At 53.6% G+C, this 12,118-nt stretch carries 8 protein-coding genes; 4 read left to right on the forward strand and 4 right to left on the reverse strand.

From position 1 onward, the window contains the following. Positions 1 to 6 precede the first annotated feature (6 nt). From lysS to I6G90_RS11105, 4 genes are all read left to right on the forward strand, one after another. Positions 7 to 1,542, forward strand: a complete 1,536-nt coding sequence (gene lysS / locus I6G90_RS11090) for a lysine--tRNA ligase (RefSeq protein WP_197927503.1) — start codon at positions 7 to 9, stop codon at positions 1,540 to 1,542. A gap of 199 nt (positions 1,543 to 1,741) precedes the next feature. Next, positions 1,742 to 3,535 carry an assimilatory sulfite reductase (NADPH) flavoprotein subunit gene (locus I6G90_RS11095; RefSeq protein WP_197927504.1) on the forward strand — a complete coding sequence of 598 codons (1,794 nt, stop codon included), beginning with the start codon at positions 1,742 to 1,744 and terminating at the stop codon, positions 3,533 to 3,535. Then, positions 3,535 to 5,259, forward strand: coding sequence for an assimilatory sulfite reductase (NADPH) hemoprotein subunit (cysI, locus tag I6G90_RS11100; RefSeq protein ID WP_197927505.1), 1,725 nt, complete (start codon positions 3,535 to 3,537; stop codon positions 5,257 to 5,259). The genes I6G90_RS11095 and cysI overlap by 1 nt, the downstream gene beginning before the upstream one ends. Next, positions 5,249 to 6,043 carry a phosphoadenylyl-sulfate reductase gene (locus tag I6G90_RS11105; RefSeq protein WP_197927506.1) on the forward strand — a complete coding sequence of 265 codons (795 nt, stop codon included), beginning with the start codon at positions 5,249 to 5,251 and terminating at the stop codon, positions 6,041 to 6,043. Before cysI ends, I6G90_RS11105 begins: the two co-directional genes overlap by 11 nt. Positions 6,044 to 6,264: 221 nt before the next feature. Here the strand turns inward: I6G90_RS11105 and ptsG are convergent, their stop codons facing one another. The 4 genes from ptsG to I6G90_RS11125 all read right to left on the reverse strand — a co-directional run bounded on the left by ptsG (position 6,265) and on the right by I6G90_RS11125 (position 12,078). After that, complete coding sequence (ptsG, locus tag I6G90_RS11110; protein ID WP_042058424.1) at positions 6,265 to 7,695, reverse strand: PTS glucose transporter subunit IIBC; 1,431 nt, start codon at positions 7,693 to 7,695, stop codon at positions 6,265 to 6,267. A gap of 559 nt (positions 7,696 to 8,254) precedes the next feature. Beyond that, the gene (locus I6G90_RS11115; RefSeq protein WP_197927507.1) at positions 8,255 to 10,102 is read right to left on the reverse strand and encodes an amylo-alpha-1,6-glucosidase; all 1,848 of its coding nucleotides are present in this window, start codon (positions 10,100 to 10,102) and stop codon (positions 8,255 to 8,257) included. A gap of 135 nt (positions 10,103 to 10,237) precedes the next feature. Next, on the reverse strand, positions 10,238 to 11,374 hold the full coding sequence (locus I6G90_RS11120) for an ISAs1-like element ISAs12 family transposase (RefSeq protein WP_021141311.1): 1,137 nt from the start codon (positions 11,372 to 11,374) through the stop codon (positions 10,238 to 10,240). A 245-nt stretch (positions 11,375 to 11,619) separates the two neighbouring features. After that, positions 11,620 to 12,078: a hypothetical protein gene (locus I6G90_RS11125; protein WP_197927509.1), complete on the reverse strand. Its 459-nt coding sequence runs from the start codon at positions 12,076 to 12,078 to the stop codon at positions 11,620 to 11,622. Between the last annotated feature and the right edge of the window lie 40 nt (positions 12,079 to 12,118).

The following is a 12,118-nucleotide window of genomic DNA, read 5'->3' on the forward strand; positions in this document are numbered from 1 at the left end:
ATCACCATGTCTGAACAAACCATCACTCCGGAAGTCGATCATTCACTCGAACTCAACAACGAGATGACTGAGCGTCGTTCCAAGCTGGCCGCCCTGCGCGCCCAGGGTAATCCTTTCCCGAACGACTTCCGTCGCGACAGCCTCTCTGGCGATCTGCACGCAGAGTTTGACGACAAGAGCGCCGAGGAGCTGACGAGCCTGGGTAAACGGGTGAAGATTGCCGGTCGCATCATGACCCGCCGGATCATGGGCAAGGCTTCTTTCGCCACCCTGCAGGACATGGCCGGCAAGATCCAGGTCTACGTCACCCGTGACGACCTGCCGGAAGGTTTCTACAACGAGCAGTTCAAGAAGTGGGATCTGGGCGACATCGTGGGTGTCGAAGGTACCCTGTTCAAGACCCAGACCGGTGAGCTCTCCGTTCACGTTTCCGATATCCGCCTGCTGACCAAGGCACTGCGTCCGCTGCCCGAGAAGCACAAAGGCCTGACCGATCAGGAAGCTCGCTGCCGCCAGCGCTACCTGGATCTGATCGCCAACGAAGAGTCCCGCAAGACCTTCATGATCCGCACCCAAGTGGTTGCCGGTATCCGCAAGTTCTTCAACGAAAAGCGCTTCATGGAAGTGGAAACCCCGATGATGCAAGTCATCCCGGGTGGTGCCTCCGCGCGTCCGTTCGTCACTCACCACAATGCGCTGGACATCGATATGTACCTGCGTATCGCACCGGAGCTCTACCTGAAGCGTCTGGTCGTGGGTGGCTTCGAGCGTGTCTACGAGATCAACCGCAACTTCCGTAACGAAGGTATCTCGGTTCGTCACAACCCCGAGTTCACCATGATCGAGTTCTACATGGCCTACGCCGACTACATCGATCTGATGGACCTGACCGAAGAGCTGCTGCGCACCCTGGCGCAGGACATTCTGGGCGACACCAAGATCCGTTACGCCAAAGAGGGCGAAGAGGGCCTGACCATCGATTTCGGTCAGCCGTTCCAGCGCCTCACCATGGTCGAGTCCATCCTGAAGTTCAACCCGGATGTGACTCTGGACGATATGGCTACCCTCGAGAGCGCCAAGGCCGTTGCCAAGCGTCTGCACATCGAGCTGATGAAGGGTTGGGAGCTGGGCCACGTGATCACCGCGATCTTCGAAGAGACCGTGGAGCACATGCTGCTGCAACCGACCTTCATCACCGAGTACCCGGCAGCCGTTTCTCCGCTGGCCCGCCGCAACGACGTGAACCCGGACGTAACTGACCGCTTCGAGTTCTTCATCGGTGGCCGCGAGCTGGCCAACGGCTTCTCCGAGCTGAATGATGCAGAAGACCAAGCCAAACGCTTCCAGGATCAGGTTGATCAGAAAGAAGCAGGCGACGACGAAGCCATGTTCTACGACGCCGACTTCGTCACCGCGCTGGAACACGGCCTGCCGCCGACTGCCGGTCAGGGTATCGGTATCGACCGTCTGGTCATGCTGTTCACCAACAGCCACACCATCCGTGACGTCATTCTGTTCCCGGCCTTGCGTCCGCAGAAGTAAGGTTCATGCCCGCCGGGATCCATCCCGAGCGTGATAGCCAATAAACACGCCCCGCAACTGCGGGGCGTTTTTCTATCTCCTTTACCGCAAAATCACTTTCAAAATTCAATAATGGAATAAAGAAGATATTTTTATTCTTTGTTGTTAGCCAACACGCCCTTTAATCTGGCCAAAAATCAGACCATGGAAGACGCGTGCGATGCAATTGAAGGATTCCCCATTCAACCTCTCCCCCCTCTCTGACGAGCAGCAACGTCAGCTGGGTCAGGTACTCTCGACCCTCAATACCCAGCAACTGGCCTGGGTGAGCGGATATCTCTACGGCCTCTCCCAGGTGGGCGTCCAACCCGTTGCGACCGCAGGCGCAGCAGTCGTCGCTCCCAGTGGCAGCCTGACCATTCTCTACGGCTCCCAGACCGGCAACGCCAAAGGGGTCGCCACTGCCATCAAGGCGCAGGCCGAGGCTCGCGGTCTACCGGTCACCCTAGCGTCGATGGCCGACTACAAACCCAAGCAGCTCAAGAAAGAGAGTCACCTGCTGGTGGTAGTGAGCACTTACGGGGAGGGTGAACCGCCGGAGAGCGCCGTCGATCTGTTCGAGCAGCTTAAAAAAGGCAAGATTGGCAAGCTGGACGGCCTCAAGTTCGCGGTACTGGGGCTGGGTGACAGCTCCTACGAATTTTTCTGCCAGACCGGCAAAGATTTTGACGACTTCCTCGCCAAAGCAGGGGCCGAGCGCATTTATGAGCTCGCCAGCCTCGATGTGGATTATCAGGATGCAGCCAAGAGCTGGGGCGAACAGGCGCTCAACGCCATCACCGCGACCCTCTCTACCGGAGCGGCCAGCAGCAGCGTAGCCAGCGCGGTGCAGCAGGCGGTTGGCCACAGCCAGTACAGCAAGGAGAACCCCTTCCCTGCCCGCCTGTCGGTCAATCAGAAGATCACCGGCCGGGATTCCACCAAGGATATCCGCCATATCGAAATCAATCTGGCCGACTCCGGCCTCACCTATCAGCCGGGGGATGCCCTCGGGGTCTGGTTCGACAATGACGCCGAACTGGTGGGGGAAGTGCTGGCCATGACCGGCCTCTCTGGCGATGAATCCACGGCCCACGGCACCTTGCGCGCTGCCCTGACCAGTCACTTCGAACTGACCCGGCTGCACGGCGGCTTTATCACAGGACTCGCTGACATATCGGACAACGCGGCGCTGAAAGACTTGGCCGGTGACAAGGCCCAGGTCAATGCACTGGTGGCCTCCGCTCAGGTGGTGGATGTGCTGAAACGCTTCCCGACCGCCCTCACGGCCGAGCAGCTGATCGGGTTGCTACGTCCCCTCACCCCGCGCCTCTACTCCATCGCCTCCGCCCAGAGCGAGGTGGAAGAGGAGGTGCACCTGACCGTCGGCGTGGTGCGCTATCCACAGGAAGATGGCACAGTGCGCAGCGGCGCCGCCTCCTCCTATCTGGCGGATCGGCTGATTGAGGATGGCGAGGTGCGGGTATTCGTGGAGCACAACGACAACTTCCGCCTGCCGCAAAACCCCGACACACCCGTCATCATGGTGGGCCCGGGCACCGGCATCGCCCCGTTCCGCGCCTTTATGCAGGAGCGGGAAGCTCAGGGCGCGGAAGGCAAGAATTGGCTCTTCTTCGGCAACCCCCACTTTACCCAGGATTTCCTCTATCAGGTGGAGTGGCAGCGTTATGTGAAATCGGGGCTGCTGTCGAAGATCTCGCTAGCCTTCAGCCGGGATCAGGCCAACAAGATCTATGTGCAGGACCGTCTGCGCGAAGCGGGCCAGGAGCTCTACCAGTGGCTGGAAGCAGGCGCTCACTTCTATGTGTGTGGTGACGCCAACAAGATGGCCAAGGATGTGCAGGAAGCCCTGCTGGATGTAATTGCCGAACACGGCCACAAGAGCCGTGAGGAAGCAGAAGAGTATTTGAGCGAATTGCGTCGTGCCAAACGTTATCAAAGGGATGTCTATTGATGAGCAAACAACCTCTTTCTCACCCAAAAGCGGGACCGGTCGAAGGGCCGCTGGCCGACAACGAACGCCTCAAGCGCGAAAGCAACTTCCTGCGCGGCACCATTGAGCAGGATCTGCAGGACCCGCTCACCGGCGGTTTTAACGGCGACAACTTCCAGCTGATCCGCTTTCACGGCATGTACCAGCAGGATGACCGCGACATCCGCCCGGAGCGCGCTGCCCAGAAGCTGGAGCCGCTGCACAACGTCATGCTGCGTGCCCGCCTGCCGGGTGGGATCATCACCCCGGCCCAGTGGCAGATCATCGACAAGTTCGCCGAAGAGCACAGCCTCTACGGCAGCATCCGTCTGACCACCCGTCAGACCTTCCAGTTCCACGGGGTATTGAAGCGCGACATCAAGCTGATGCACCAGACCCTCAACAGCACTGGCATCGACAGTATTGCCACCGCGGGCGATGTGAATCGCAACGTGCTCTGCACCAGCAACCCGGTGGAATCCGAGCTGCATCAGGAGGCCTACGAGTGGGCCAAGAAGATCTCCGAACACCTGCTGCCCAAGACCCGCGCCTACGTGGAGATCTGGCTGGACGGCGAGAAGCTGGGGGGTGACGAAGAGCCGATCTTGGGTTCCAACTACCTGCCGCGCAAATTCAAGACCACTGTGGTGATCCCGCCTCACAACGACGTGGATATCCACGCCAACGATCTCAACTTCGTGGCGATTGCCGAACACGGCAAGCTGGTAGGCTTCAACGTGCTGGTGGGCGGCGGGCTGGCCATGACCCACGGCGACACCAGCACCTACCCGCGCAAGGCGAGCGACTTTGGCTTTATTCCGCTCTCCCACGTGCTGGAGGTGGCGGCCGCCGTGGTCAGCACCCAGCGCGACTGGGGCAACCGGGTCAACCGCAAGAATGCCAAGACCAAGTACACCCTCGAGCGCGTCGGCGTCGAAGCCTTCAAGGCCGAGGTGGAGAGCCGTGCCGGCATCCAGTTTGGCGAAGTGCGTCCCTATGAGTTCACCAGCCGTGGCGATCGCTTCGGTTGGGTAGAGGGGATCGACGGCAAGCACCACCTCACCCTGTTTATCGAGAATGGCCGCCTGCTGGACTTCCCGGGCAAGCCGCTCAAAACCGGCATGCTGGAAATTGCCAAGGTGCATCAGGGGGACTTCCGTCTCACTGCCAACCAGAACCTGATCATCGCAGGCGTGCCCGCCAGCGAGAAGGCCCGCATCGAAGGGCTGGCGCGCCAATACGGCCTGCTGGATGACGGCGTGAGCGAGCAGCGCAAGCAGTCCATGGCCTGCGTGGCCCTGCCCACCTGTCCGTTGGCGATGGCCGAGGCCGAGCGCATGCTGCCGGCGTTTGTCACCGACATCGAGGGCTTGCTCACCAAGCACGGGCTGGCAGATGACGCCATCATCTTCCGGGTCACCGGCTGCCCGAACGGCTGCGGCCGCGCCATGCTGGCGGAGGTGGGTCTGGTGGGCAAGGCGCCCGGCCGCTACAACCTCCATCTGGGTGGCAACCTGGAGGGCACCCGCATTCCGCGCCTCTATCAGGAGAACATCACCGAGCCGCAGATCCTGGCCGAACTGGATGCGCTGATCGGCCGCTGGGCCAAGGAGCGCAATCAGGGCGAGTGCTTCGGCGACTTCGTGATCCGGGTTGGGGTGATTGCCCCCGTTATCGATTCCGCGAGGGACTTCTATGCTGCTTAATCTGCCGCTTAATGTCACTGAAGATGGCCGCCTTGACCTGCAGGCACTGCTGACCCTCGGCCGTGAAGAGCAGGCCGAGGCACTGGCCCCCCTCAACCGGGAGCTGGATACCATGAGTGCCCCCGAGCGGGTGCGCTGGGCACTGGCCAATCTGCCGGGGGAGCATGTGCTGTCGTCGAGCTTCGGCATTCAGGCGGCGCTGATGCTCCATCTGGTGAGCCGCGAGCGGGCCGATGTGCCGGTGGTGCTGACCGATACCGGTTATCTCTTCCCGGAGACCTACCGTTTTATCGATGAGCTGACCGAGCGCCTCGCGCTCAACCTGAAGATATATAAGGCCGAGTTGTCACCGGCTTGGCAGGAGGCGCGCTTTGGCCTCCTGTGGGAGCAGGGCGTGGAGGGGATCACCCGCTACAACCAGCTCAACAAGGTGGAGCCGATGGACCGCGCCCTGCGCGAGCTGGGGGCCCAGACCTGGTTCTCCGGCCTGCGCCGCGAGCAGGCGGGCAGCCGTGGCAAGCTGCCGGTGCTCGGCATCCAGCGCGGCCGCTTCAAGTTCCTGCCGGTGATCGACTGGAGCAACAAGGACGTCTTCTACTACTTCAAGGAGTTCGACCTCCCCTACCACCCGCTGTGGGAGCAGGGTTACCTCTCGGTGGGCGACGTGCACACCACCACCAAGTGGGAGCCGGGCATGAGCGAGGAGCAGACCCGCTTCTTCGGCCTCAAGCGCGAGTGTGGCCTGCACGAGGAAAACGGCGAGCACGACGGCTCAGGTATCTGATCCCTCATCAAGGTTCTGACCATAAAAAAGGCGCTGTCCCAATTACGTGTTGAAAGGCAGTTTATTTTTCAGCAACAGAGTGTCTAGAAAACCAGGGGCGATTCACCCCCTTGGACAACACAACCCCTGCCAAGCCCCGGCTCACGCTACAAGCAACCACAAATAGCAAGAGGGAGGCTTTCGCCTCCCTCTTCAAACACTCTGATATTCAGGCAACAGGATTAGTTGCTCTTCATCCAGATGTCCATGTCGGTTTTCAGGTTGTCAGACTTGGTACCGAAGATGGCTTGTACGCCGGAACCAGCCACTACCACACCGGCAGCCCCCAGTTTCTTCAGGCCAGCCTGGTCAACTTTGGCGACATCTTTCACGCCAACACGCAGACGGGTGATGCAGGCATCCAGAGAAGCGATGTTCTCTTTACCACCGAAGGCAGCAACCAGCGCAGCAGACATTTCGTCTTTGCCGTGACCAACGGTCTCTTCAGCAGTCTCGTCTTCACGACCCGGAGTTTTCAGGTTCATGGCACGGATAACGAAGCTGAATACGACGTAGTAGATGGCAGCGTAAACCAGACCCAGACCTACCAGCAGCAGCATGTTGTCGGCACGTGGAGATTGCACCACGAAGTCGATGAAGCCGTTGGAGAAGGTGTGACCGTGTACGATACCCAGAGAGTTGGTCAGCACATAAGCCAGACCAGCCAGTACAGCGTGGATGGCGTACAGCACCGGAGCGATGAACAGGAAGGAGAATTCAATCGGCTCGGTGATACCGGTCAGGAAAGAGGTCAGGGCAGCAGAGGCCATGATACCCACGATCTTGGCGCGGTTTTCCGGCTTGGCAGCGTGAGCAATGGCGAACGCAGCAGCAGGCAGACCGAACATTTTGAACAGGTAGCCACCAGCCAGCTGACCGAAGCCGTTACCGGCAGCGCGGGAAGCGTCATCAGCAGTCAGGAAGCAGGTCATGATACCGTGAACAGTTTCACCGGCGCCGTTAACGCAGGTACCCGCCTGATAGAAGAACGGCACGTTCCAGATGTGGTGCAGACCGAACGGGATCAGGGAGCGCTCGACCACGCCGTAGATACCGAAGGCCAGTACCGGGTTCTGGTTGGCAGCCCAGTCAGAGAAGGCACCGATAGCGCCACCCACTGGCGGCCAAATCACGGACAGGATCACACCCAGACCGATGGAGAGGAAACCGGTGATGATGGGTACGGCACGTTTGCCCGCGAAGAAGCCCAGATACTCTGGCAGCTGGATCTTGTAGAAGCGGTTGAACGCCCAGGCAGCGATACCACCAGCCATGATACCACCCAGCACGCCGGTCTCGATGGTTTCAACACCCATCACAGGTGCCATGACCTTCAGGGTAGCGACCATGATGCCGTAGCCAACGATGGCTGACAGGCCGGATACGCCGTCGTTATTGGTAAAGCCCAGAGCAACACCCACTGCGAACAGCAGGGCCATCTGACCAAATACTGAACCACCAGCTTGCTCCATCAATTGGGAGACAATTTCTGGCAACCAGCTGAAGTGGGCAGCACCCACCCCCAGCAGAATACCTGCGACCGGCAAGACTGATACTGGCAGCATCAGCGCCTTACCAACCTTTTGCAGATTAGAGAAAGCATTTTTGAACATTGTGTGCGCTCCTGAATGGATTGTCTTCCCTGAACGATCTATCTGAATGAAATAAGCACTGATTCATCCAGATATCTTCGAGTCGGGCTTGTTTATTTTGACCATCAGAATATAACCCAGCGGGTCATAAATTGCTGCTTTAGGAAGCGGGGGAATATTGAATTTGGAGGGAAGATCACAACTTTACAATTCATAAAAAACAAGATGATAATCCGCAGCATAGCGCTACCACAGATAAAACAGAATAATCGTATCAAAGTGTATTAACAACAATTCACAGGGTATCGCATAAATTCAAAATGTAACTCAATGTAACGTGGTGATTGCTTTCCATGGTACTACGGGCACCCAGTATGACCACAAATGACTTACCTGACAAACACAACCCAAGCATGAACGACTGACAGCAGAGTTGTTACTCATAACTATAATAGGGGGGCTCTACGACCCCCTAGAAAAATGTTATATGGTATCCTCGTATGTGCAAGTTATGAGACATTACTATTTGTTAGTAATACCACGCACCAGCTAAACACATACTCCACCTTATCAATATGACTCACAGACTGTATCGCTTACGCAATAAAAAATTATTTTCTTGCAAAGCTTGATGCTTAATATTCCAGTTGGGAATAGAAAATGAAATATCATCAAGAACTGGGTACGTCTCAGTCAAGTTTTTTACACATTCAATAATTACACCTTCAGCAACGCAGTCTTTAATGTTAACAGTTATTTTAACTGCCTGTCCTAGCGTTGCCTTAACGGTCCATGTATCACCACTCTGCGATGGTAGATTAATAATCACACATATATTATCCAGTGGTTTTTCCGTACTTAAACAGTAAATTGTACGTTCATCTTCAACATTTATATTTAAGATGATTTTATTATCAACCCCTAGCGGCAATCGTACCACTACATCGCGCCACTCACATGGAAGCTTTGGCGATATAGTGACCCGTTCATGGAGCAACTCCGGTTTATATCCTATATAGTCTTGATACAGATTCCTGGCATACTCAGCAACCGACCAAGCTTGAGAATATGTTCCTGATTCAACAAGTTTGTCCGGGTCGTGTTGATAGGCATCAAGATTTTCACTCATAGTTCCCCGATAACCTTGATGCAATATTTGATCAGCAAGATTTTTTGATAATGCATATGCCACAGGTATTTTATTAAACTTCAATAAGGCACTAATCGTAAAACCGGCATTCCATCCCCAGATCGTCCCATTATGATATGCAGCATCTTTATGATACATAACTTGATTATCATGGTAGGGATGGAACTCTGAATGGTCTTGGCTAAGAGAACATATCCCCCATGGGAAAAGTAAATTATTGATGCTGTTTTTTATTACATGTTGAGCATTATCTATCGGCAATAACATATCACGGTGCGGAATAGTAACTACCATCAACTGATTAGGACGAATACTCCAATCTTGCTCATCAATATCATTAATTCGGTCAGCAAGAATTTCTCTCTCAGCATCCCAGAATTTTTCAACAAAGCTTTCTTTGATTTTTTCAGACATTGCCAGATATTTTTTTTCGCCTACCTGATCACTGACAAGATGCGCTAACTCTTTAGCAACCCCAATAGACTCAAACCACAATGCCTGAATATCATTGGCCTTACAACCACGCGGTGACCAAGGGATCACACCTTCAATTTTCGCATCCATCCAGGTATCAGGATCCTTATGTTTCATAAGACCATCATGATCCAGATAATTATTTTCGACTCCCTCAATAAATCGTTTGATCACTGGATAAATGACTTTCGCGAATGCCAAGTCGCCACTATGATTAATATATTCCAGAACACCTCTTATCATCCAAGGCGTTCCATCTGTAGTGTTATATATTATGTTATCTTTACTGGTGACACGATTAGGTATTCTGCCATAGTCAACTGACTGCACATTGCAATTTTGCATGGTGGCAAAATTTTCAATAATTTTCCTAGCAATATCAAACTGTCCATTGACCAGACATATTCCAGGCAAAGAAATGAAACTATCTCTCCCCCAAATATCTTTAAACCATGGGAAACCTGCCCAGATACCGTAACCGAACTCTGTATTGACAAATGATTGACTCGCCAATCTAGCCCACATAACAGCTTTGCTATATTCAGTATCGCTGCACCAAAAATAGCTACCCATGAGAAAATCATAGACTCTTTTCTTATGTTGATTTATCTCATCACCAGTAATAGCCTCAGAAACTATAGAGACAGCAGCCTCTTTCGAATCAGAAAATCCGATGTATATCACAAGTTCTGAAATCTCAGCCAAGGAAGATAGATGAATTTTTTTATTATCGGCGCCATCCAAAGGATCTGATACCGTATCACTGACAGCTACCGTAAAAGGATGATTGCTTGATAATGCCATGAAACGACATGAAGCAGGACAATCCAGCAACTCATACACAATTAATGCGGGATTGTTATGTCCCGCCTTATGCAATAACAATTGCGAACCAATCGAGAACTCAGCCGCTAGCAGGGTGAGAGCGTGAACATTTTGTTAAATTTCACCCAGTTTTTTGAGACCCGCATTGAGTACCGTTTCCAGATATTCACTGCTCATTCCTGCGATTTTTTGCTTCCGTCTTACGCTCGCCTTGCGTGAAGTCTCGGCCCTGAGCATGTTCAGCCCCATGTGCCGGATGCACGCCAAAATCTCTGCGGCATCACCGCGATAAATCGGGCAATCATCCTCGCCCATCGTGACGTCCAGCACCCAGTGCAGGCTATTTTCGATGGCCCAGTGCCCACGCACCGCTCGCGCAAACTCATCCTGCACCAACGCTTTGGAACTGATGAAATAACGCTGCTCTATGGTAATTTTTTGCATATTTTCAACGCGATAGGAGATGGCCACGCCAATGCTGTGCAACTGTTTCCAATGAGGAAACTGGGCGGCCAACTCGCCCGCCGCCATGACATGGTACTCACGACCATCGATGCGGCCATGAGCCTTCTCAAGCGTCATCGTCTCTGCGCATAACGGGGTGGCCGCCAGCGGGGCGAGGGCCTGTCGAACCGCCTCGAACAACTTGGGTTGGTTGCCTTTGACGGCCAATAAGTAATCGCCACCTTGCTGAAGGATGGTCTCGGCGATCTCGGTCTGGCACCCCATCGCATCGATGGATACCAGGCAGCCTTTGATGTCGAGCAGCGCCAGCAACTCGGGAATAGCGGTAATTTCATTGGACTTGGCGTCGGTTTTTATCTGTCCGAGCACCAGCTTATTGGCGGCGGCATAGGCACTGACCATGTGAATGGTCGACGTTCGATCCTCACGGTCATAGGAACTGCGCAGGGTTTTGCCATCGATAGCGACCAGGGCGCCATCGGTGTGCTGGTTAATGGCTTGAGTCCACCGCACAAAGGCGGCCTGAAACGGCTCTGGTTTGATGCCGGAGATGATCCTGGCAATGGTGTCATGGACAGGAATGCCGTTTTTAAACAGTCCCTTGGATTGAAACCAGGGAAGATGAACCTCGCCGAAATCCTCAATATCTTCCCAGCCCTCAGCCCCGCCGATCACGGCACAGACGGTGAGAAACAGGACATCGTAGAAGGGATAATAAATCTTGGCATGCTGGCGAGGGTCGTGAATATTGTCGAAGAACTGAGCGAAAACGGCATCAATAGACATGAGAGCACTCCTGAAAAGGAGCATGAGATCACAGCCGGATCACCAGGTCAAATTTCAGGGTGAGGATGTGAGCAAATTGTTAACTATGGAAATCATGGAAATTATCATTTTTTGGATTTCATGCGCATTTTTTGAGCTGAAATGACGTGCAGTGACGATTAAAAAGTGTGAAGGCGATCCTGACTATAAAGTTAACTGCATATCACAGGCCTATAAGTATTTGTTTTGTAGGCAAAAAACTATTTTTAATTTTTAACAAAATGTTCACGATCTCGCCCTGCAGCCGCTAGCAAGCTATCCAACTCACTTTCAATAGTAAATGAAAATAAGCGCTGACCACTAATCAATGACATATGCTCACAGGCATTATCATAGTAGTGTGATACACCATATGGCAACAATGTAGCGTTAAGCGCAGTAGCTCGATCACAGACTCCATTATTAATATGGAATCGGTATCCAGTCAAAACAGGATGTGAACCACTGATATACTTGCCACATCGTTCTGATATGTGTGTACAACCAGAATAAAAACCATCTACATTATCAGAAAAAACATAATCAATACTTTCTCTGCTATTTATTGCCAATGCATCAAATAGCTCATTCATCGATGGAAAATTATTTTCATCACGAGCAATGTAATCACATTCACCTTTCATTTCACCATCATGAAAATCACCACTTTGAGACATTTTCTCCATAAAAAACCTCCATATTAATAGAATTACAAAGACAACCAAT

The sequence above is a fragment of the Aeromonas allosaccharophila genome (assembly GCF_016026615.1).
In the GTDB taxonomy this organism is placed as follows: domain Bacteria; phylum Pseudomonadota; class Gammaproteobacteria; order Enterobacterales; family Aeromonadaceae; genus Aeromonas; species Aeromonas allosaccharophila.

Bases quoted from the DNA above. Each gene is read 5' to 3' on its own strand.
- lysS (WP_197927503.1), top strand. From the start codon at position 7: ATGTCTGAACAAACCATCACTCCGGAAGTCGATCATTCACTCGAACTC.
- I6G90_RS11095 (WP_197927504.1), top strand. From the start codon at position 1,742: ATGCAATTGAAGGATTCCCCATTCAACCTCTCCCCCCTCTCTGACGAG.
- cysI (WP_197927505.1), top strand. From the start codon at position 3,535: ATGAGCAAACAACCTCTTTCTCACCCAAAAGCGGGACCGGTCGAAGGG.
- I6G90_RS11105 (WP_197927506.1), top strand. From the start codon at position 5,249: ATGCTGCTTAATCTGCCGCTTAATGTCACTGAAGATGGCCGCCTTGAC.
- ptsG (WP_042058424.1), bottom strand. From the start codon at position 7,695: ATGTTCAAAAATGCTTTCTCTAATCTGCAAAAGGTTGGTAAGGCGCTG.
- I6G90_RS11115 (WP_197927507.1), bottom strand. From the start codon at position 10,102: ATGGCATTATCAAGCAATCATCCTTTTACGGTAGCTGTCAGTGATACG.
- I6G90_RS11120 (WP_021141311.1), bottom strand. From the start codon at position 11,374: ATGTCTATTGATGCCGTTTTCGCTCAGTTCTTCGACAATATTCACGAC.
- I6G90_RS11125 (WP_197927509.1), bottom strand. From the start codon at position 12,078: ATGGAGAAAATGTCTCAAAGTGGTGATTTTCATGATGGTGAAATGAAA.